Source organism: Aquitalea sp. USM4 (assembly GCF_004328945.1).
Taxonomy (GTDB): Bacteria; Pseudomonadota; Gammaproteobacteria; order Burkholderiales; family Chromobacteriaceae; genus Aquitalea; species Aquitalea pelogenes.
In genome coordinates, this window is record NZ_CP029539.1 from 118,045 (window position 1) to 139,094 (window position 21,050).

A 21,050-nucleotide genomic window follows, 5' to 3' on the forward strand; every position below is an offset into this window, starting at 1 on the left:
ACTTTCCTAAAGCCCGAATACCAGATGGCGGGCAAATGCACGGCGCAGGGGCGGCACACTGTCCAGCGTGCTCATGCCCACGCCGCGCAAGGCGCTGACCAGGGCCGAGTCACCATCAAACAGCTTGATCAGGCCATGGGTGAAACCCACCACGGCATGGCTGTCCAGTTTACGACTCGCGGCATATACCGCCAAGGCAGCTGCATCGCCCGGATCGCTGACCTCGTTCAGGGCATCGGTCAGGCCGATGGCATCACGCAGGCCGAGGTTCAAGCCCTGCGCCGCCACCGGATGCATGGTCTGGGCCGCGTTGCCAATCAGCACCACCCGGCCACTGCTGACACGGTTGACCTGACGCAGTGCCAGCGGAAAGCTGGCACGCGGGCCGATGGACAGCACCTTGCCCTGGCGCTCGCCAAAGGCTTGCTGCAACTCGGCCATCACCTGTTCATCCGGCGCTTGTTGCAAGGCCTTCGCATCGTCGTGGCTACGCGTCCACACCAGCATGTAATTGTCACCGTGTGGCAGCAAGGCAAACGGCCCCTGCTTCGAGAAGCGTTCATACGCCACACCGGCCGGCGGCTGTTCGGTACTGACTTCGGCCAGAACCGCGCATTGCTGGTAGTCATGTATCAGGCGCTTGATACCGGGCAGGCTGTCCGCCAGCGCACCGCCTTCAGCCAGCACCACCAGACGGGCAGTGAGGCTGATATCGCCATGCACACCGCTGGTTTTCACCGTGGCATAGCAGGCCATGCTGTTGACCGCCTCCACGCGGGTTTCCCACCACACTTGCACCCCGGCTTGCTCCAGCCGGGCATTGATGGCGAGGGTGAGCGCCGGATAATCCACCACCACGCCCAGATGCGGCAGCTTGAGATCAGCCGCATCCAGCCGGGTACGGCCAAACGCCCCCTGCTGCGACACATGCACGCTGTCGATCTGGCTGGCGGACAAGTCCTCCGGCCATGCGCCGGAAGCTGCCAGCGCTTCCCGGCTATACCAGGACAGTGCCAGCGCGCGCGCATCGGTCAGCGGCGCATCCTTGGCGCGGGCTTCCACCAGCAGCACCCGCCGTCCGGCGGCGGCAAAGCGCAGTGCGGCCAGCGCGCCTACCGGCCCCCCGCCCACAATAATGATGTCGGCGTGTTCGCCACCATCGTGGCCGCAGTCGCGGCTGTGTTGTCTGTCTGTGTTCTTCATGTTCAGACACCCTGCATCAGGATTTCAATTGCATCGATTTCTTTGGGCACGTCGGCGGTATACACCTCGTGCCCGGTTTCAGTCACCAGCACATCGTCTTCGATGCGGATGCCGATATTGTGCAGCGCAGCCGGTACATTCGGAGCCGGGCGGATATACAGGCCGGGTTCGATGGTGGTGCACATGCCGGGCTGGTAGGTACGCCACTGGCCACCTTGCTTGCGCTGGCCGACGTCATGGACATCAAGGCCGATCATGTGGCCGATGCCATGCATGTAGAACTGGCGGAAGGCGCCGGATTCGATCACCCCGTCCACGCTGCCGTCAAGCAGCTTCAGGTCCAGCATGCCTTGCACCAGTATCCTGAGCGCGGCATCGCCCGGCTCGTTCCAGACTGCCCCAGGCTTGACCGCGGCAATGCCGGCCAGTTCCGCAGCCAGCACGATTTCGTAGACATCGCGCTGGGCCGGGCTGAATTTGCCGTTGACCGGGAAGGTGCGCGTGATATCGCCGGCATAGCCGTTCAGTTCGCAACCGGCGTCAATCAGCAGCAGATCGCCATCATTCAGCCGGGCATTATTGGCCGCGTAATGCAGGGTGCAGGCATTGGCACCGCCGGCCACGATGCTTTCGTAGGAGGGGTAGCGTGCACCATTGCGAATGAAGGTGTGCAGGATTTCCGCTTCCACCTGGTATTCCATCATGCCCGGCCGGGTGGCACGCATGGCCTGGATATGGCCCTGGGCGGAAATCTGTCCGGCCCGGCGCAAGGTAGCGCGTTCGCCAGCGTCCTTGATCATGCGCATTTCATCCAGCAATACCAGCAGGTCGTGGTATAGCGCGGGCGGCTGCTCACCACTGCGGTAACGCTGGCGCACGGCGTCCAGCCAGCCATTCACCCGCACATCGAAAGCGGGCTGACGGCCGACATTCCACCACAGCGATTTCTGGCCGCTCAGCAAGTCGGGCAGGCGGATATCCAGCTCAGCGAGGGGCCAGGCTTCATCAAAGCCGAACGCTTCACGCGCGCCGTCCGGGCCAAAGCGGAAACCTTCCCACACCTCGCGTTCCAGGTTCTTTTCCCGGCAGAACAGGATGGATTTGCCGGCACCGGCATCCAGCACCAGTACGGCTTCCGGCTCGGCAAAGCCGGTCAGATACAGAAAGTGGCTGTCCGCCCGGTAGGGGTAGTGGCTGTCGGCATTGCGCACCACTTCGGGTGCGGTGGGCAGGATGGCAATCCCCTCCCCCATCTGCTGCATCAGACGCGTACGGCGTTCGGCATGACTCTGGTACATGATGACTCTTTCGCATGACTTGAACCGGCCAACATCCCGGCATGGCTGCAGTTTACACTGCTGCGACAGCGCTGCCGATGCTGACAATCAGTAAATGGCAGGCATGAAAAAGGCTTGCCCGTGGGCAAGCCTTGCCGTATGGCATCAGACCATCAATCCAGCAGGGTGGCCGAGGTGTACACGTCCTGCACGTCGTCCAGGTCTTCCAGCGCATCCAGCAGCTTTTGCATGCGCATGGCGTCTTCGCCGGCCAGTTCGGTTTCGTTCTGCGGCTTCATGGTGACTTCGCCCATTTCCGCCTTGAAGCCCTTGTCTTCCAGCGCCTGTTTCACATCGCTGAATTCGTAGGGGCCGGTGATGACTTCGATGGAACCGTCATCATTGGTGATCACGTCTTCGGCACCGCATTCCAGTGCGGCTTCCATCAGTGCGTCTTCGTCCACGCCCGGAGCAAACACCAGGAAACCGCAATGGTTGAACTGGAAGGCCACACAGCCGTCGGTGCCCATATTGCCGCCATACTTGGAGAAGGCATGACGCACATCGGCCACGGTACGGGTTTTGTTGTCGGTCAGGCAGTCCACCATCACGGCAGCGCCACCAATGCCATAACCTTCGTAACGGCACTCGACATAATCCACGCCTTCGAGCTGACCGGTACCGCGCTTGATGGCGTTATCGATATTGTCCTTGGGCATGGATTCGGCCTTGGCCTTGTCCACTGCCAGACGCAGACGCGGGTTCATGTTGACATCGCCGCCGCCCATCTTGGCAGCAACGGTGATTTCCTTGATCAGACGGGTGAAGATCTTGCCACGCTTGGCATCCTGACGACCCTTGCGGTGCTGGATGTTCGCCCATTTGCTATGACCTGCCATAATTGCCTCAATCTGGTTTGGCCCGTCACCGGGCCGGTTTAATGCTGGAAAATTTGGACGCTATTCTAGCAGAAAGCTATTTCGCCTTCAGCATGGCCAACATGAAGGTGAAGGCCTGACCGTATATCTGTTCGATGGCCGGCACCATCAGAGGCAACGTCAGATAAATGGTGATGAAACCGATCATCAAGGTCAGCGGAAAACCAAAGGTAAAAATATTGAACTGCGGAGCTGCACGGGTCATCACGCCGATGGCGAGGTTGGTCACCAGCAAGGCGGCAATCACCGGCATGGACAGCCAGATACCCCAGGAAATGATGTGGCTGCCCCATAACACCAGCGCCTTCAGCCCCTGGGACGGCATGCTCATGCCGATAGGCAGCACCTGGAAGCTTTCCACCAGAGTGGAAATGACGACTTGATGACCGTCAAAGGTGAGGAACAGCAGGAAGACAAACATGGACAGCAGCTGGGACACCACCGGCACCTGCGCTGCATGCATGGGGTCAAAAAACATGGCAAAGCCCAGGCCGGTTTGCGCACCCATGATGAAGCCGGCCATTTCCACCGCGGTCATGGTCAGCCGCATGACAAAGCCCATGGCCAGGCCAATGAGCAATTGCTGGAACAAGATGGCGATGCCTGCTGCGGAAAATACCGGCACGGCTGGCACCGGTGGCAGCAATGGCACCACCAGCACGGTGAGCATCAGCGCGAAACCGGCCTTGAAACGGCGCGGTACACCGCGATAGGCATACAAGGGCTCCACCAGGAACAGGCCGATGATGCGGGCAAAGGGCCAGGCAAACATCGTAACCAGTGCACTGATCTGTGCATCAGAAATACTGAACATGGGGTGTGACGTCAGCCAATCACGCTGGGAATGCTCTGGAACAGCCGGGTGGTGTATTCCACCAGGGTATTGAGCATCCAAGGCCCGGCCAGCACCAGCACCAGAAACATGGCCAGCAGCTTGGGAATGAAGGTGAGCGTCATTTCATTGATTTGCGTCGCAGCCTGCAACACGCTGACCAACAGGCCCACCACCAGCGACACCAGCAGCACCGGTGCCGAGACGATGATCAGGATATACAGTGCGTTCTGCACCAGATTGATGACCAGTTCCGGACTCATGATTCTCTCCTTGCGTCGGCTGGCTCCTGCCAGCCGCCTTTGGCCATCAGCCAGTTTTCCAGCGTTTCGCCATCGCGCATCACGGTATTGGCGCGCAACACCGCATATCCCGCCTGTTCGAATACTGGCCGGGCTGCATGACTGGCCCAGGCATGCAGGGCCACAAGCCCGGCCTGTGCCGCCGTCTCTTCCAGCTGCTGGATCATTTGCATGGCGAGCCCGCGTCGCTGCGCAGCAGGCGCCACATACAACATGTCGAACTCTCCGGCATGGGTCAGCCAGGCGAAACCCAGCAACTCACCAGCCGCACTGACAGCAACGCTCCAGCTAGCGGACAGGCGCGCAGCCCAGGCTGAAGCGGTTTCATCATCCCAGATACCGGCCCAGGCCAGGCGGGCCGCCAAGGGGTAAGCCTCATCCGGCAAGGCGGCTATGCAATCGGCACACAAGGCATGACACAGCGGCAGCATGTCCGGCGTAATGGGGTGGAATTCCATGCCTAGCCCGTATAAAAGCTTTGCACCAGCGAACCCATCAGCAGAGTCCAGCCGTCCACCAGCACAAACAGCATCAGCTTGAAGGGCAAGGATATGGTGACCGGTGACACCATCATCATCCCCATGGCCATCAGGATGCTGGCCACCACCAGGTCGATGATCATGAAGGGGATGAACACCATGAAGCCGATCTGGAACGCGGTTTTCAGTTCGCTGATGACATAGGCCGGAATCAGCGTTTTCATGGAAACATCAGCCTTGGTGGCTGGTTTTTCCGAGCGGGAAATCTCGATGAAAAAGGCCAGATCCTTCTCGCGGGTCTGGCTGAGCATGAAAGCCTTCATCGGCTTGCTGGCCTCTTCTACCGCCTGGTTGAAGCTGATCTTGTCGTCCGAGAACGGTGCCCAGGCCTTGTTGTACACCTGATCAAACGTTGGCCCCATCACAAACAGGGTGAGGAACAGCGACAAGCCCAGAATCACCTGATTGGGTGGCGACTGGGTCACACCCATGGCCTGGCGCAGCAGGGACAGCACAATGACGATGCGGGTGAATGCGGTGGTCATCAACAGCATGGCCGGGATGAAACCCAGCGCTGTCATGAACAACAGCATTTGCAAGGACAGGGAATAATTCTGACCGCCACCGGCCCCCGGGGTACTGGTCATCAAGGGCAGGCCGGCAGCCTGTGCCAGCATGGGCAGCCCCAGCAGCAGCCAGGGCAACACGCGAGATGTGAATTTCATTATCTGTTTACGGCTTCGGATTTCTGACGGCCCTTTTCCATGGCCGCCTTCAGCCAGCGGGCGAAGGGTTCGCCAGGCTGCACGACATCAGTCCCGGCATCGGGCGGGCGGTCCATCTTGGTCAGCAGGTTGACACTATGACTGGTGACACCCAATACCAGCCATTCGCCTTCCAGCTCGACAATCACCACCTTTTCACGCTGCCCCACCAGCACGCCGCTGACCACGCGCAAGCGGTTGCTGCCACCCAGCATGCCACCGGACATGCGGCGGAACAGCCAAGCGAGGCCGACAATGGCAGCCAGCACCACAGCCAGACCAAGAATGACCTGCAACAGGCTGCTGACCGGCGTGGGACTGCTGGCAGCGACCAGTGGTTGGGAAGCAAGCGTCCCGGCCTGGGCGATGGTCGAGCAGGCGGCCAGCATCACCGCAGCAGGTCTGATGGTTGTACGCATTATTTTTGCAGGCGACGGATGCGTTCCGCCGGGGTAATGATGTCGGTCAGGCGGATACCGAACTTGTCGTTCACCACCACCACTTCGCCTTGGGCGATCAGGCAGCCATTGACCAGCACGTCCATCGGCTCGCCTGCCAGCCCGTCCAGTTCCACCACCGAACCCTGCGCCAGTTGCAGCAGGTTGCGGATGGCAATTTTGGTCCGGCCCAGCTCCACCGTCAGCTGGACCGGAATATCCAGAATCATGTCCAGGTTGCTGGGGACATTCAGCGCGGCTTCACTACTGCCCAGCTCCTGAAACAGGTTGGTAGCCGGCTGCACATTGTCGGCCTGCGCGGCATCGGTGGTTTCCTGTTCTGCCATGGCGGCAGCCCAGTCATCCATTGATACCTCTTCCTCACCCGCCCCCGGGTTCTGACCTTCTTCTAGCTGCTCAGTCATTGCTTGCTTTCTCCTGCGGGCTCGGCGAACTCGCCAGCCCCGGCCAATACCTTGTCTACCTTCAGGGCGTAACGGCCCTGCACGGTACCATAATGACACTCCAGAACCGGTATGCCGGACACATCCACCACCACGGCCTCCGGCACTTCCAGCATCACTACATCACCGTTTTTCAAATTGAGAATCTGCCCCAGCGTGACCTTGGTTTCCGCCAGGGTGGCTACCAGTTCCACCTCGGCCGCCTGTACCTGATGGGTCATCAGGCTGACCCAGCGATTGTCCACTTCCGTCCGGTCTGCCTGCATGGTGCTGGACAGCACATCGCGAATGGGTTCCACCATGGAATAAGGCAGACAGATGTGGAAGTCACCGCCACCGGCACCCAGTTCGATATGGAAGGTCATGGCCACCACCACTTCGGTTGGCGTGGCGATGTTGGCAAACTGGGTATTCATTTCCGAACGCAGGTAGACGAACTCGATGGGGTGCACCGGTTCCCAGGCTTTCTGGCATTCGGTAAACACCACTTCCAGCAAGCGACGGATGATGCGCTGCTCGGTAGGGGTAAAGTCCCGGCCTTCCACCCGTACGTGGTAACGGCCATCGCTACCGAACAGGTTATCCACGATCAGGAATACCAGATCCGGATCGAAGATCAGCAGGCCGGTACCACGCAGCGGTTTGACATGTACCAGGTTCAGGTTGGTGGGCACCACCAGGTTGCGAATGAATTCGCTGTATTTCTGTACGCGCACCGGCCCGACGGATATTTCCGCATTGCGCCGGATAAAGTTGAACAAGCCTATACGCAGGTTACGGGCGAAACGTTCATTGATGATTTCCAGCGTTGGCATACGGCCGCGCACAATGCGCTCCTGCCGGCCAATATCATAGCCGCGGACTCCCTGTGAGTCCTGCGCGCCATCATCATCTTCGTCCTCGCCGGTGACGCCCCTGAGCAGGGCATCCACCTCTTCCTGGGACAGGATATCGTCGCCCATCGCTTTACTGCTTCTGAATGATGAAGGAAGTGAACAGTACGCTCTGCACCAGCTCTTCTTCGCCGGAATCCATCGATTCGTTGATGATCTGCTTGACCTGGGCCTTCAGCTTGACCTTGCCGTCCGGGCTGGACAATTCGGCTGCGGTCTTGGAAGACAGCAACAGGATCAGCGCACTGCGGATCTTCGGCATGTAATCGGTAAACTTCTTCTTGGCTTCTTCATCGCCCAGTTCAGCCTGCATGTCCACTTGCAGCAGGCTGCCGTCACCACCGGACAGGTTCACCACGAAGGTATCGATTTTTTCAAAGATCGGCGGGCCTTCATGTTTTTTCTTCGGTTTTTCCTTGGTCTGCTCGGTCTGGGCAGCGTCATGCGGCTTGTTCATGTTGGTGAACATCACATAGGCAAGACCACCCATGCCAGCGAGAACCAATACCAGCAGGATGACCACCACAAGCATCAGCTTGTTGCCACCCCCTGCTTTTTTCTCGCCCTTGTCCGCCTTGTCCGCTTTTTTGTCTTCTGCCATGGGTATTCAGTCCGTCGGTTAGGTTTATAAGGAAAGCTTAAGCCATTTCCTTATTTTATTTTCCAGATTTCCGCACGAACTGAACAGAGCCCCCTTGTGAGCCATATCAAGCAAAGATACTGAGTATCCCGCGTGCGGACGTGATGGCAGCCAGAGTATCGTCCTCATCGTTGCCAGCGGCATTCTGGCGGCGGCCATTCTGGTTTTGATTGAATTGCTGTTGCCGATTCCCGGATTGTCCGCTGGAAACCTGTGCATCGGCAAGAGCTATACCACTGGAAGCCATCATGGAAACCAGTTTAGGCATGTTGTTTTCCAGAATTTCACGCGTTGCCGGCACTGCCGAGGTGAACAGTACCTGCGCCTGGTCGTTGCCATTCATCTTGAGCGTCACTTCCACCGGCCCCAGTTGCGGCGGATTGACCTGGATGGTGGCCTTGTCCATTTTCATGCTGACCATGGACATTACCTGATCGCCCAGCGCCTTGGACCAGTTCGGATCGGTCATCGGCTGGGAAATGGTCAGAGTCTTGGTCTGGCTGACTTGCTGCACCTGCTGATTATTCTGATTGGCGGCCTGACTGGCGGCCAGCTGATCGGCAGACGGCGGCAAGAATTGCAGTGCTGCGGCATCCTTGCCCGGCAATTCTTGCGCTTGCAGGCCATTGGCGTGCTTGCTTGCCGCCGCTGTTGGCAGGGCCGCCTCCAGTGCGATGTCCTTCACCATGCTGTTGCTGATGTCGGTGGCCGTGGTGCTGACCTGCGGCTTGTCTTGCACTGGCGTGGTGGGCAAGCCGGCCTGCAACATGGGCATGGCTGCCAGCAGCATATTGGCGGAATTATCGGTGGCAGCCGTGTCGTCCTTGGCGGTGGAATCCTTGTCCTGACTGGATTTCCCGTTGCCGCCACTACCATCTCCCTGGCCTGGAAGTACAGGATTAAGACTGACCAATTGCGCGCCGAGCAAGCTGGCAAACAGGCCGCCTGCATCTTGCGTGGCGGTGTCGGCATTGCTGCTGGGCATGATTGCCTTGGCATTGCTCGCCGGAACTACAGTAATTGTCATGGCCTAAACCCCCTGAAGAGATGGAGGCTAAGCAGCAATTTACATGCCAGGGAAATTCACCCTGCCAGTAAGGCAGACATCGACTCACATAATTAATGCGAATCATTATCCTTTGCATTACAATCCGGTCTTCATCCAGTCGCGGTCCACCCTTACCGCACTGCTTTGCCTGTTGAACAATGCAAGGAGTATCAGCCCGATGTCCCGTCCATTTGCCCGCATCACCACCGCCCTGCTGCTGTCCAGTCTGTTTGCCGCCACCGCACATGCCGCCCCCAGTGCCGAAGGTATCGTGGTGTACAACGCCCAGCATGAGAGCCTGACCAAATCCTGGGTGGAAGGCTTTACCAAGGAAACCGGCATCAAGGTTACCGTGCGCAATGGTAGTGACAGCGAAATGGGCAACCAGATCGTGCAGGAAGGCGCAGCCTCGCCGGCGGATGTATTCCTGACCGAAAACTCCCCGGCCATGGTGCTGGTGGATAATGCCAAGCTGCTGGCCCCGCTGTCCCCGGCCACCACCGCTCAGGTAGACCCGGCCTTCCGTCCCGCTCATGGCCGCTGGGTAGGCATTGCCGCCCGCTCCACCGTTTTTGTCTACAACAAGAACCGCCTGACTCCGAAAGAGCTGCCCAAGTCCATGCTGGACCTGGCCAAACCGGAATGGAAAGGCCGCTGGGGCGCAGCACCGGCCGGTGCCGACTTCCAGGCGATTGTGAGTGCCTTGCTGGAACAAAAGGGTGAAGCCGCCACGCTGGCCTGGCTGAAAGCCATGAAGACCAACGCCCAACCCTACAAGGGCAACAGCGTGGTGATGAAAGCGGTGAATGCCAGCCAGATCGACGGCGGGGTGATTTATCACTATTACTACTTCGGCGATCAGAACAAGACCGGCGAAAACAGCAAGAACACCGCCCTGCACTACTTCAAGCAGCAAGACCCGGGTGCGTTTGTCAGCATCTCCGGCGGTGCGGTGCTGGCTTCCAGCAAGCACAAGGAAGAGGCCCAGGCCTTCCTGAAGTGGGTGACCGGCAAGGGTGGCCAGAACATCCTGCGCACCGAAAATTCGTTTGAATATGCAGTCGGCCAGGGCGCGCAGTCCAATCCCAAGCTGGTTCCGCTGAAGGATCTGGACGCACCCAGGATCGACGCTTCCCGCCTGAACAGCCGCAAGACGGTAGAACTGATGACACAGGCAGGTTTGCTGTAAACACATGACGACATCGTCTTCCCGTACTGCACAGGGCGGATTGGCCGCCCATGACAGCCCGACCAGCACGGCAGGACTGCGTCGGCCGGGGCGGCAAGTGCCGCTCTGGCTGCAAGGCAGCTCCTTGCTGGTTTCACTGCTGGCCTTGTTGCCGGTGGTGTTCATTGTGGCCATTTCCATCCAGACCGGCTGGAGCACCGTCGTACAACTGGTGTTCCGGCCACGGGTGGCCGAACTGCTGTTCAATACCAGTTTGCTGGTAGTACTGACCGTGCCGCTGTGCACGCTGCTGGGCGTCAGCCTGGCCTGGCTGACCGAGCGCAGCACCCTGCCGGCACGTGGCTGCTGGCGCGCACTGGCAGTGGCCCCGCTGGCCGTGCCCGCGTTTGTGCACAGCTATGCCTGGATCAGCCTGCTGCCTGCTTTCAATGGCGTCAGCGCGGCTGTGCTGCTGTCGGTGATTGCCTATACGCCATTCATTTACCTGCCGGTTACCGCCGCCTTGCGCCGCATGGACCCGGCACTGGAAGACAGCGCAGCCTCGCTGGGCCTGACTCCGCTGGCGGTGTTCCGGCGCGTCACCCTGCCGCAACTCAAGCTGGCCATATGGGGCGGCGGTCTGCTGATCAGCCTGCACCTGCTGGCCGAATACGGCCTGTACGCCATGTTGCGCTTTGACACCTTCACCACCGCCATCTTCGATCAGTTCCAGTCCAGCTTTAACGGCCCGGCAGCCAATATGCTGGCCGGTGTACTGGCACTGTGCTGTCTGGGCCTGCTGTGGCTGGAGGCGGGAACACGCGGCAATGCACGCTACGCCCGGCTGGGTTCGGGCTCGGCGCGACAGATCACCCCGGTTCGTCTGGGTGCATGGACACTGCCGGCCTTGCTGCTGTGCCTGCTATCCGCCGCACTGAGCCTGGGAGTGCCGCTGATCACCCTGGGTCACTGGCTGTGGAAGGGTGGCATTGAAGCCTGGCAAAACGACAGCCTGTGGCCTGCACTGCAACAGACGGTGCTGCTGGGTGCGCTTGGTGCCGTACTGACCGTGGTGGCCGCCGTGCCGCTGGCCTGGCTGTCGGTGCGCGCTGTCAGTCGCTTGCAAAGGCTGCAAGAAAGCTGCAACTACATCACCAGCGCCCTGCCCGGCATAGTCACCGCGCTGGCTCTGGTCACCATCACCATCCATTACGCCCGGCCGCTCTACCAGACCATCTTCACCATCCTGCTGGCTTATCTGCTGATGTTCCTGCCCCGCGCGCTGGTCAGCCTGCGGGCCGGCATTGCCCAGGCACCGGCCGAGCTGGAACAGGCAGCGGGCAGTCTGGGCAGCACCCCGGGACAGGCCTTGCGCCGGGTCACCTTGCGTCTGGCTGCGCCGGGCGCGGCGGCAGGCCTTGCCATGGTGTTCCTCGCCATCAGCAACGAGCTGACAGCCACCTTGCTGCTGGCACCCAATGGCACGCGCACGCTGGCCACGGGTTTCTGGGCGATGACCAGTGAAATCGACTACATCATGGCCGCACCTTATGCCTTGCTGATGGTGCTGCTATCACTGCCACTCACCTGGCTTTTGCATGACCATTCCAAACGGAGTGCCGGACGATGACTTCCCTGCACCTGCAACACCTGAGCAAACACTACGGCGCCACCCAGGCGGTACAGGATGTATCCCTGAGCTGCACGGCAGCCAGTCGCGTCGCCATTGTCGGCCCGTCCGGCTCGGGCAAGACCACCTTGCTGCGCATGATTGCCGGTTTCGAACACCCGGACCAAGGCAGCATCACCCTGGACGGGCAAACACTGGCTGCCGATGGCCGGGCCCTGCCCGCCCATTTGCGCGGCATCGGTTATGTCGCCCAGGATGGCGCGCTGTTTCCCCACCTGACGGTGGCGGACAATATCGGTTTCGGCCTGACACTCAAAGGCGAAGCACGCAATCGGCGCATTGCCGAGCTGCTGGACATGGTGGCGCTGGACCAGGCCATGCTGCAACGCTGGCCGCATCAGTTATCCGGTGGCCAGCAGCAGCGTATTGCGCTGGCGCGGGCACTGGCCCAGCAACCACGGCTGATGCTGCTGGACGAACCGTTCTCGGCGCTGGACACCGGCTTGCGTGCCGCCATGCGCAAAATGGTGGCGCAACTGCTGGGTGATGCGGGCATCACCGCCATTCTGGTCACTCACGATCAGGCCGAGGCATTGTCCTTTGCCGACCAGCTGGCGGTAATGCGTCAGGGAAGGCTGATTCAGTCCGGTAGCCCGCAACAGCTGTACAGCCAGCCTGCCGATGAAGCCACGGCGCTGTTTCTGGGCGAGGCGGTCATCCTGCCGGCGCATATTCATCAAGGCAAGGCCGAGTGTGGGCTCGGCGCAATTGCAGTGAATGACAGCCAGTTCAGCGGCCAGGGGCGCATCATGCTGCGGCCGGAACAGCTGGAACTGCAACTGGCAGGCAGTCAGCAATCCCAGGCACAGGCACGCGTGCTGGAGTGTGATTTCGGTGGCCATGACAGCCTGATCGACCTGCAATTACCGCACGACAATACCGTGCTGCAATTGCGCACCAGCAGCTGGAATCTGCCCTCTCCGGGCAGCATGGTGGGGATTGCCGTGCAGGGCCGGGCGCATTTGCTGCCGGCCTGAGTGCAAAGACCCTGAAGGTACGACTCAATCGTCGCCGTGGGTCTGGTCCCAGAAACGACGGGTGGCAAATTCATCCGTCGTTTTTTGTTCGCGGCGGGCCTGTACCAGCTGCTCGCGCTCCAGTTCCCGTTCCAGCAGTTTTTCATAGGCCTTGAGCTTTTTGTGCTCGTTGCGCCAGGCCTGTCGCTCCATGATGAAACGCTGCTTGGCAAATTCGGTATCGCCCTGCTGGATACGCACGGCTTCGTCCAGCCGGCCCAGGAATTTCTGAAAGTCCTGCCACTGGGCAATACTCATGCCCTTCATGCCGCCAGTGGTCAGCCGCTCGCGGTATTCATTGCGGAAATTTTCCAGCTGTTCCTGCCGGTTCATCGCGTCCAGCACCTTGGCCTGCGCCTGGCGCATGCGCTCGGCTGCCGCAGCCTGCTTGTCCTCGGCCAGCTTGATCAGGAAGGTGTATTTGCTCTGTGCCATGGCCTAAGCGCCTTACGCCAGCACGCTTTCCAGTTGCAACTGGCTGGTGGTGTAGTCCTGGGATTCGTGCATGGGCTGGGTGAGGAAGCTGGTCATCTGCAACTGGCGACGCATGGCCTCGTCCAGTACCGGATCAGAGCCCGGCACATAAGCCCCCACGCTGATCAGGTCGCGATTGCGCTGGTAGCGTGAGTACAGCTGTTTGAAGTAGCGCGCCTGATCCATCTGCTTGGGCGGCACCACATCCACCATCACCCGGCTGATGGACTGTTCGATGTCGATGGCCGGATAGTGACCTGCTTCGGCCAGCTCACGCGACAGCACGAAGTGACCATCCAGAATGGCCCGTGCCGAGTCGGCAATCGGGTCTTGCTGGTCATCGCCTTCGGACAGCACGGTATAAAAGCCGGTAATCGAACCGCCACCATTTGCCGCATTACCGGCCCGTTCAATCAACTGTGGCAGACGGGCAAACACCGAGGGTGGATAGCCCTTGGTCACCGGCGGCTCACCAATGGCCAGTGCGATTTCACGCTGCGCCATGGCGTAACGGGTGACCGAATCCATCAGCAACAGCACGTCCTTGCCCTGGGCGCGGAAATACTCGGCCAAGGCCGTGGCATAAGCTGCGCCGTGCAGGCGCATCAGCGGCGGCATGTCGGCAGGAGCCGCCACCACCACGGCGCGGGCGATGCCCTCCTCGCCCAGAATGTTCTCGATGAAGTCCTTGACCTCGCGACCCCGCTCGCCAATCAGCCCCACCACCACCACATCGGCGCGGGTGAAGCGGGCCATCATGCCCAGCAGTACCGACTTGCCGACACCGGAGCCGGCAAACAGGCCGAGACGCTGGCCGCGCCCTACCGTCAAGAGGCCGTTGATGGCACGCACGCCCACATCCAGCACCTGCTTTACCGGCGAGCGGTCCAGCGGGTTCATTGGCTGGCTGTGCAGCGGGAAATAGGCTTCGGGATGAATGGGGCCCTTGCCATCCAGCGGACGGCCCAGTGAATCGAGAATGCGGCCCAGCAGGCTTTCACCGACCGGCACCTGACGCCCGGCCGGACCATTGACCCGGGCGGAAACCACTCTTTGCCCGTAGCTGGGCGGATGACAGGGCGTCATCGGCCGCACCGGCGTACCGGGCAGCAAACCGTGCACATTGGCCAGCGGCATCAGGAATACCCGGTCACCGGAAAAACCCACTACTTCGGCTTCCACCACATGGTTGTCCGCCAGTTCAACCTGGCAGGCGCTACCAACCGGCAGCTTGATGCCGGTGGCTTCCATCACCATGCCGGTGACACGCAGCAAACGCCCGCACGGCTGCCATAGCGGTGCTTCTTGTGCAGCCTGCATGCAGTCATTCAGAAAGGAACGCTGGCGGTCAATCAGGGTAGTCATTGTGTTCGGCATCCAGACCCATGGCGCTGCGCAGTGCAGCCAGACGCGAAGCCAGACGCAGGTCCAGCTGCAAGGCCGCGGTATCGATGATGCAGCCGCCGCGCTGGATATGCGGGTCTTCAATCCACTGCCACTGGGTTTCCGGGGTTTCCTGTTGCAGGAACTGCCGCACGGCTTCCAGATCGGCCGGGTTCACCCGTAGCCGGGCCTGGCTCATGGTGGCAGGCAGCTCGCCCAGTACCTGACGCAGCTGGGCGATGATCGCAGTATCGCTTTGTGCCAGATGCTCACCGGCAAGGCGCTCGGCCAGTTGCATGGCCAGTGACAGCAAGGTGCCGGACAGCTCCTCTTCCACCCGGCTGATTTCACGGGCAAAACTGGCGGCCAGATCCTGCATCGGCGTCCACAGCTGGGCAAATTGCGCTGCAGCCTGATCATGCCCCTGCTGCAAGCCCATGGACAAACCTTCGGCATGGCCCGCTTGCGCCCCTTCGTCGTAACCGGTCTGCCACGCTTCCTGGTGAATGGCTTCCAGCTCGGAGGCCGTGGGATAGCCGGAAGCAGCCGGCTCTTCGGCTTCGGTGGCATTTTCGCCCGGGGAAGATGGCTCCTCCTCCCCTTCTGCCCGCTGGGCATCGGCTACCGTGGGTGCCTGCTCCAGATGGCGGCGCAAGGCTTCCAGCCCGGCCAGCTGGGTCGGGCTGAAACCGTCGTCGCCCTGGGTCAGCTCGGTTGGCGTCCAGCTTTGCCAGCCTTGCAGTTGCTCACCCGGAATGATGGGATTATTCGACAAGGCCTTCGTCACCACCCTTGCTGCCTAGCACGATCTGGCCATCGTCGGCCAGCTTGCGGACAACCTTGAGGATTTCCTTCTGTTCGGCTTCCACCTCGGACAATTTGACCGGTCCCTTGGATTCCAGATCGTCACGCAGCATTTCGGCCGCACGCTGCGACATATTGCGGAAGATCTTGTCCTTGAGTTCGGCACTGGTGCCCTTGAGCGCCACCACCAGCGAATCGGACTGCACTTCGCGCAGAATGGTCTGGATGGAGCGGTCGTCGATGTCGAGAATGTTCTCGAACACGAACATCTTGTCCTGGATGCGCTGCGCCAGTTCCGGGTCGTACTCGCGGATGTAGTTGAGCGCCGAACCTTCCACATTGGAACCCATGAAGTTGAGGATTTCCGCCGTGAGGCTGATGCCGCCGGAGGCGCTCTTCTTGATGCGGTCCGAGCCGGACAACAGCTGGGTCAGCACGTCGTTCAGTTCGCGCAACGCCTGCGGCTGCACGCCTTCCAGCGTGGCGGTACGGATCAGCACCTCGTTGCGCAGTCGCTCCGGGAAGAAGGACAGGATGGAGCTGGACAGGTCCGGCTCCAGATGCACCAGGATGGTGGCAATGATCTGCGGGTGCTCGTGGCGGATCAGATCGGCCGCCGAGGACGGGTCCATCCACTTCAGGCTTTCGATACCGCTGTGATCGTTGCCCTGCATGATCTTGTCCAGCAGGTTGGCCGCCTTGTCCGGGCCAAGGGCTTCGATCAGCACATTGCGCAGGTATTCGTCCGAAGCACCGATGCTGGCCCGTGCCGCACACTCTTCGCGGAACTTGCCGACAATGTCATCGATCTGGTCGTAGCTCAGATTATTGATGGCCGCCATGGCCAGCGAAATCTTCTGCACTTCCTTGGGGCCCAGATACTTGAACACTTCAACCGCTTCGGCCTGCCCCAGGCTGAACAGCAGAACCGCACTGCGGTGCACACCGTTATCACTCATCGGAGCTTATCCATTCCTTGATGATCTGGGCTGCCATGCGCGGGTCAGATTTCACCAGCTCACGAGCGGCTTCCAGATTCTGGTTGTACTGACGCATCTGGGCATCCTTCGGATTTTCCGGCGTGCCATCCGGGTTGGTCGCCACGGCACCCTTGCCGCCGGCAGCCGCACCCTCGGCACCACCCTCATCGTCACCGGCAACAGCCAGCAAGCGCCCACCGGCATCTGCCAGCGGCTTGCCATCCGGGCCTTTCTTGACGGCATCCTGCGGTTTGACCAGGTCCTTGACGATAGGTCGCACCACACCAAACAGCAAATACAGCACGGCAATGGTAAGCAAGGCGTACTTGATCAGGCTGGAGGCATTGTTGGTGAGGTAGTCGGTGACTTTCTCCTGCATGGTCACCGGCACCGCCGCATCGGCAAAGGCGGCATTCACCACGTTCAGCGTGTCACCACGCTGACTGTTGTAGCCCATGGTTTCCTTGACCAGATTGTTGATCTGCTGGATTTCCTGGGCGGTCAGCGGCGTCGGTTTCATCTCGCCGTTCTTGTCCGGCATCTTGCGGTAGTTCACCACCACGGCTGCAGACAGACGCTTCACCACGCCTTGCGGCATCTTGGTGTGCTGAATGGTCTTGTCCACCTCGTAATTGGTGGTGATGTCGCGCTCCAGCGCACCGGACTGGCCCATGGCCTGACCGGACAAGGTGGCCGTACCAGGCGCAGCACCCGGCGGCAAGGTAATCGGAGCGGAAGCACCAGATGGAGGCTGATTGGACAGGGCTCCGGGGACGCCACCGGCATTGGCAGCGCCACTACCCAGCCGCTCCACGATTTGCTGGCTGCGGGTGGCGGACGGATTGGGTGACGAGTTGGGACGATAGCTCTCCGAAGTCTGCTCCACTTCGGAGAAATCCACATTGGCCGTTACCTGGGCATGAATGTTTCCCTGGCCGAAAATGGGTTCCAGAATGCTTTCGATACGCTTGACGTAGCCATCTTCCACCTGGCGCACATAGCCAAGCTGGGTCTGGTCCATGCCGGCCGTGTCCTTGTCGGACAGCTTGGACAGCATGTTGCCGTCCTGATCCACCACCGTGACATTCTTCACCGGCAGATTGGGCACGGCACTGGACACCAGATGCACGATGCCGGCCACCTGGCCCTGATCCAGCGTGCGGCCGCGGAACAGGTTCAGCATCACCGAGGCAGTTGGCTGCTGCTGGTCGCGCACAAATACGCTTTGCTTGGGAATGGCAATGTGGATGCGGGCAGATTCCACCGAACCGATGGCTTCGATGGTGCGGGCCAGCTCGCCCTCAATGGCGCGCTGGTAATTGACTTGTTCGGCAAACTGGCTGATGCCGAACTTCTGGTTGTCCATCAGTTCGAAGCCGACGCCCCCCGCCTTGGGCAGGCCCTGGGCAGCCAGACGCAAACGGGCGTCATATACCTTGTCAGCCGGTACGGATACGGTCCCGCCATCGCCCAGCTGATAAGGAATGTTCATTTGCTGCAGGGCAGCCGTGACCTGACCGCCGTCGCGGTCGGCAATATTGGAAAACAGGATTTTATAGCTGGGCTGCCGGTTCAGGACAACTGCACCGACAATGACAGAGAAAATGGCGGCCAGGGCCACCAGGAAGAGGATCTTTTTATTGTTGGGAAGCGACTTGAAGCGGTCGGTTGCTTCATTGAGCCGGGTTCGCCAAACAGGAGTCGGGTTTTGTTCTGCCAGATCAGCCATACAGTGGTTTTAGTTTCAGGCACAGCCACTGCCGGCAACCACAGCATGGGGTGACGGCCAGGCTATACCTGGGTATTCATGATTTCCTGATAGGCGGACACCAGCTTGTTGCGCGCCTGGACCATGGTCTGGAACGACAGGCTGGCTTTCTGCAAGGAGACCATCACGTCCTGCAGGTTAACCCCCTCATCTCCCAACTCGAACTGCTTCTGCATTTCCTGCGAAGTTTGCTGAGCAGAATTCACCTGCTCAATGGTGGATTTGAGAACATCGGCAAAGTCAACTTGCGACGTTTCCTGCGGCTGCGCGGCCGGCTTACCACCGGCCAGGGCCGATGCGGCCCGCAGTTCGCTCAACATCTGGTCTACATTATTGATCGACATGGCTACTCCGTACTGCGTACGTCCAGGTCATCCGGATCCTCATCCTGGCCATCTTCTTCGCGGTAGCGCTGCAATTTGTAGCGCAAGGTGCGTTCACTGATGCCCAGTTTTTCAGCAGCGAGCTTCTTGATGCCTCCCACTGCTGCCAGTGTATCCAGAATATGACGTTTTTCCAGCGTTTTCATGTCGGACTCTGCCGTCACGATAGGCTGGACTGTGGTTTCTGTCCGGGTAAGCGGTGTCGAACCGGAAACATCATCCAGCAACAGGTCGGCGGCAATAATTGCCGGCCCGGCGGCAAGAATCACCGCCCGCTGCATGACATTTTCCAATTCGCGGATGTTACCTTCCCAACTATAGGCCGTCAATTGACGTTCCGCCTCTTCGGAGAGGCTTAATCCGGAACGTCCGGCCGCTTCAGCGTATTTGTTAAGCACAAGCCGTGCCAGCGGCAGGATATCCTCGCGCCGCTCGGCGAGCGCCGGAATGCGCAGCGGGAAAACATTCAGCCGGAAATACAGGTCTTCGCGGAAACGACCGGCCTCCACCTCACCGGCAACATCGCGGTTGGAAGTAGCCAGCACGCGGATGTCCAGCTTGATGGTGCGGGTGCTGCCCACCCGCTCCACTTCGCGCTCCTGCAGCACCCGCAGCAGTTTGGCTTGCAGCGACAAGGGCATTTCGGTGACTTCATCCAGCAGGATGGTACCGCCCTGCGCCTGTTCGAACTTGCCCGGCAAGGCTTGTGCCGCGCCGGTAAATGCGCCTTTTTCGTGGCCGAACAGCGTGGATTCCAGCAAATTGTCCGGAATGGCGGCACAGTTCACCGCCACGAAGGGGCCATCGTGGCGCCTGGAATACCGGTGAATGTAGCGCGCCAGCACTTCCTTGCCCGCGCCGCTGGGGCCGGTGATCATCACGCTGGCATCGCTGCCGGCCACACGGCTGGCCAGTGCCAGCAGCTGGCGCATTTGCGGCGATTCGGCCACGGCTTCGTCGCGCTCGCCCTCCGGCAGTTTGAGGATGTGCTTTTCCACTTCGGCAATCAGGCTGGCCGGCTCGAATGGCTTGAGCAGGTAGTGGGTGGCGCCGGCACGCAACAAGGCAATGGCGCGTTCGATGATGCCGTAGGCGGTCATCAGGATGAAGGGCACGCCGGGATAACGGATTTTTACTTCTTCAAACAGCGTGTAGCCGTCCATTGGGGCCATCTGCGCATCGGAAATGATCAGGCCGACCGGTGCTTTTTTCAGTTGCTGCAAGGCAGTGCTGCCATCACCGGCTTCCAGCGTGGGATAACCGGCCAGGCTGAGGGTATCGACAATCGCTTCACGCAGATCGGCGTCGTCTTCGACAACGAGAATGGGCAACTTCATCATGTTTGCTTGTATGTGCTTATGCAGTTGGCTGACGTTGGGCCACCAGCGCCACCAGGCGGCTGGCAATCGATGTCAGAGGCTGGATTTCGTGCTGGCCTTTCAGGGCGATGGCTTCCTTGGGCATGCCGAACACCACGCAGCTGGCTTCGTCCTGGGCAATGTTATAGGCCCCGGCCTCCTTGAGTTCCAGCATGCCTTGCGCGCCATCCCGCCCCATGCCGGTGAGGATGACGCCGATACAGTTCTTGCCCACCAGATTGGCCGCCGAACGGAACAGCACATCGACAGAAGGACGGTGCCGGTTGACCGGCGGCCCGTGATGCAGCGAGGTGGAGTAGCCGATGGTGGGAGCAGACTTGACCAGCAGGTGGGAGTGGCCGGGGGCAATGTATACCGTGCCGGCCTGCAGCCGCTCGCCATCTTCGGCTTCTTTCACATGCAGCTGGCACAACGAGTCCAGCCGTGCGGCAAAGGACTTGGTGAACAGCTCCGGCATGTGCTGGGTGACGAGAATGGGCGGCATGTTGGCCGGCAGAGCCGTGAGCAGGACGCGCAATGCTTCGGTGCCCCCGGTGGAGGAGCCCACCACGATGACGGTCTGGCGCGCCAGCGGGGTTCGCCCCGGTTGACGCGGCAGGATGACGTCCGCGCTGTGACTGGGCACCACTTCCATTGGTGCGATTGGTTCCCGAGAAAACTGTCCCATTTATTTCCTTGCAATGATTCCAGCCATGTCGGCCTTGCTGTGGGAGCCTAGCTTAAGCCCA

Annotated in this window: 23 protein-coding genes; 3 read left to right on the top strand and 20 right to left on the bottom strand. The window is 60.3% G+C overall.

Annotated features, from left to right (window positions below):
• Positions 1 to 6: 6 nt before the first annotated feature.
• The 12 genes from DKK66_RS00540 to DKK66_RS00595 form a co-directional block, all read right to left on the bottom strand.
• Complete coding sequence (locus DKK66_RS00540) at positions 7 to 1,203, bottom strand: FAD-dependent monooxygenase (protein ID WP_131354534.1); 1,197 nt, start codon at positions 1,201 to 1,203, stop codon at positions 7 to 9.
• Between the two features lie 2 nt (positions 1,204 to 1,205).
• Positions 1,206 to 2,501, bottom strand: a complete 1,296-nt coding sequence (gene pepP / locus DKK66_RS00545) for a Xaa-Pro aminopeptidase (protein ID WP_131354537.1) — start codon at positions 2,499 to 2,501, stop codon at positions 1,206 to 1,208.
• A gap of 152 nt (positions 2,502 to 2,653) precedes the next feature.
• Entirely contained in the window at positions 2,654 to 3,379 is a 726-nt protein-coding gene (locus tag DKK66_RS00550; protein WP_045848341.1) for a YebC/PmpR family DNA-binding transcriptional regulator, read from the bottom strand.
• A 76-nt stretch (positions 3,380 to 3,455) separates the two neighbouring features.
• A complete protein-coding gene (fliR, locus tag DKK66_RS00555) occupies positions 3,456 to 4,232 on the bottom strand; it encodes a flagellar biosynthetic protein FliR (protein ID WP_131354540.1) in 777 nt (258 codons plus the stop codon).
• A gap of 11 nt (positions 4,233 to 4,243) precedes the next feature.
• Complete coding sequence (gene fliQ, locus DKK66_RS00560; RefSeq protein WP_045848343.1) at positions 4,244 to 4,513, bottom strand: flagellar biosynthesis protein FliQ; 270 nt, start codon at positions 4,511 to 4,513, stop codon at positions 4,244 to 4,246.
• Entirely contained in the window at positions 4,510 to 5,010 is a 501-nt protein-coding gene (locus DKK66_RS00565) for a GNAT family N-acetyltransferase (RefSeq protein ID WP_131354543.1), read from the bottom strand. Before DKK66_RS00565 ends, fliQ begins: the two co-directional genes overlap by 4 nt.
• A gap of 2 nt (positions 5,011 to 5,012) precedes the next feature.
• The gene (gene fliP, locus DKK66_RS00570; protein WP_045848344.1) at positions 5,013 to 5,756 is read right to left on the bottom strand and encodes a flagellar type III secretion system pore protein FliP; all 744 of its coding nucleotides are present in this window, start codon (positions 5,754 to 5,756) and stop codon (positions 5,013 to 5,015) included.
• On the bottom strand, positions 5,756 to 6,214 hold the full coding sequence (gene fliO / locus DKK66_RS00575; RefSeq protein WP_242673538.1) for a flagellar biosynthetic protein FliO: 459 nt from the start codon (positions 6,212 to 6,214) through the stop codon (positions 5,756 to 5,758). Before fliO ends, fliP begins: the two co-directional genes overlap by 1 nt.
• Positions 6,214 to 6,657 (bottom strand): flagellar motor switch protein FliN, encoded by a 444-nt coding sequence (gene fliN, locus DKK66_RS00580; RefSeq protein ID WP_045848345.1) that lies wholly within the window; start codon positions 6,655 to 6,657, stop codon positions 6,214 to 6,216. The genes fliO and fliN overlap by 1 nt, the downstream gene beginning before the upstream one ends.
• Entirely contained in the window at positions 6,654 to 7,658 is a 1,005-nt protein-coding gene (fliM, locus tag DKK66_RS00585; RefSeq protein WP_045848346.1) for a flagellar motor switch protein FliM, read from the bottom strand. The genes fliN and fliM overlap by 4 nt, the downstream gene beginning before the upstream one ends.
• A 4-nt stretch (positions 7,659 to 7,662) precedes the next feature.
• Positions 7,663 to 8,190 carry a flagellar basal body-associated FliL family protein gene (locus DKK66_RS00590; RefSeq protein WP_131354546.1) on the bottom strand — a complete coding sequence of 176 codons (528 nt, stop codon included), beginning with the start codon at positions 8,188 to 8,190 and terminating at the stop codon, positions 7,663 to 7,665.
• Positions 8,191 to 8,296: 106 nt separating this feature from the next.
• Complete coding sequence (locus DKK66_RS00595; protein ID WP_082086594.1) at positions 8,297 to 9,256, bottom strand: flagellar hook-length control protein FliK; 960 nt, start codon at positions 9,254 to 9,256, stop codon at positions 8,297 to 8,299.
• A 199-nt stretch (positions 9,257 to 9,455) separates the two neighbouring features.
• Between DKK66_RS00595 and DKK66_RS00600 the strand changes: the two genes are divergently transcribed.
• Genes DKK66_RS00600 through DKK66_RS00610 form a run of 3 tightly spaced genes read left to right on the top strand, consistent with a single transcriptional unit; the run spans position 9,456 to position 13,112 of the window.
• Positions 9,456 to 10,466: an iron ABC transporter substrate-binding protein gene (locus DKK66_RS00600; RefSeq protein WP_045848349.1), complete on the top strand. Its 1,011-nt coding sequence runs from the start codon at positions 9,456 to 9,458 to the stop codon at positions 10,464 to 10,466.
• Positions 10,467 to 10,470: 4 nt separating this feature from the next.
• Positions 10,471 to 12,075: an iron ABC transporter permease gene (locus tag DKK66_RS00605; protein WP_131354549.1), complete on the top strand. Its 1,605-nt coding sequence runs from the start codon at positions 10,471 to 10,473 to the stop codon at positions 12,073 to 12,075.
• On the top strand, positions 12,072 to 13,112 hold the full coding sequence (locus DKK66_RS00610) for an ABC transporter ATP-binding protein (protein WP_131354552.1): 1,041 nt from the start codon (positions 12,072 to 12,074) through the stop codon (positions 13,110 to 13,112). Before DKK66_RS00605 ends, DKK66_RS00610 begins: the two co-directional genes overlap by 4 nt.
• Before the next feature lie 24 nt (positions 13,113 to 13,136).
• Here DKK66_RS00610 and fliJ read toward each other — a convergent pair whose 3' ends face one another.
• From fliJ to DKK66_RS00650, 8 genes are all read right to left on the bottom strand, one after another.
• The gene (gene fliJ / locus DKK66_RS00615) at positions 13,137 to 13,586 is read right to left on the bottom strand and encodes a flagellar export protein FliJ (RefSeq protein ID WP_045848351.1); all 450 of its coding nucleotides are present in this window, start codon (positions 13,584 to 13,586) and stop codon (positions 13,137 to 13,139) included.
• 12 nt (positions 13,587 to 13,598) lie between these two features.
• Positions 13,599 to 14,990 carry a flagellar protein export ATPase FliI gene (gene fliI / locus DKK66_RS00620; RefSeq protein ID WP_131354555.1) on the bottom strand — a complete coding sequence of 464 codons (1,392 nt, stop codon included), beginning with the start codon at positions 14,988 to 14,990 and terminating at the stop codon, positions 13,599 to 13,601.
• Positions 14,974 to 15,783 (bottom strand): flagellar assembly protein FliH, encoded by an 810-nt coding sequence (locus DKK66_RS00625; protein ID WP_242673540.1) that lies wholly within the window; start codon positions 15,781 to 15,783, stop codon positions 14,974 to 14,976. Before DKK66_RS00625 ends, fliI begins: the two co-directional genes overlap by 17 nt.
• On the bottom strand, positions 15,773 to 16,771 hold the full coding sequence (gene fliG / locus DKK66_RS00630) for a flagellar motor switch protein FliG (protein WP_045848354.1): 999 nt from the start codon (positions 16,769 to 16,771) through the stop codon (positions 15,773 to 15,775). Before fliG ends, DKK66_RS00625 begins: the two co-directional genes overlap by 11 nt.
• Positions 16,764 to 18,521, bottom strand: coding sequence for a flagellar basal-body MS-ring/collar protein FliF (gene fliF, locus DKK66_RS00635; protein ID WP_062789927.1), 1,758 nt, complete (start codon positions 18,519 to 18,521; stop codon positions 16,764 to 16,766). Before fliF ends, fliG begins: the two co-directional genes overlap by 8 nt.
• 62 nt (positions 18,522 to 18,583) lie before the next feature.
• On the bottom strand, positions 18,584 to 18,904 hold the full coding sequence (fliE, locus tag DKK66_RS00640) for a flagellar hook-basal body complex protein FliE (protein ID WP_131354561.1): 321 nt from the start codon (positions 18,902 to 18,904) through the stop codon (positions 18,584 to 18,586).
• A gap of 2 nt (positions 18,905 to 18,906) precedes the next feature.
• Complete coding sequence (locus DKK66_RS00645) at positions 18,907 to 20,283, bottom strand: sigma-54 dependent transcriptional regulator (RefSeq protein WP_131354564.1); 1,377 nt, start codon at positions 20,281 to 20,283, stop codon at positions 18,907 to 18,909.
• Positions 20,284 to 20,299: 16 nt separating this feature from the next.
• Positions 20,300 to 20,956, bottom strand: a complete 657-nt coding sequence (locus tag DKK66_RS00650; protein WP_193394087.1) for a chemotaxis protein CheB — start codon at positions 20,954 to 20,956, stop codon at positions 20,300 to 20,302.
• Positions 20,957 to 21,050: the final 94 nt, after the last annotated feature.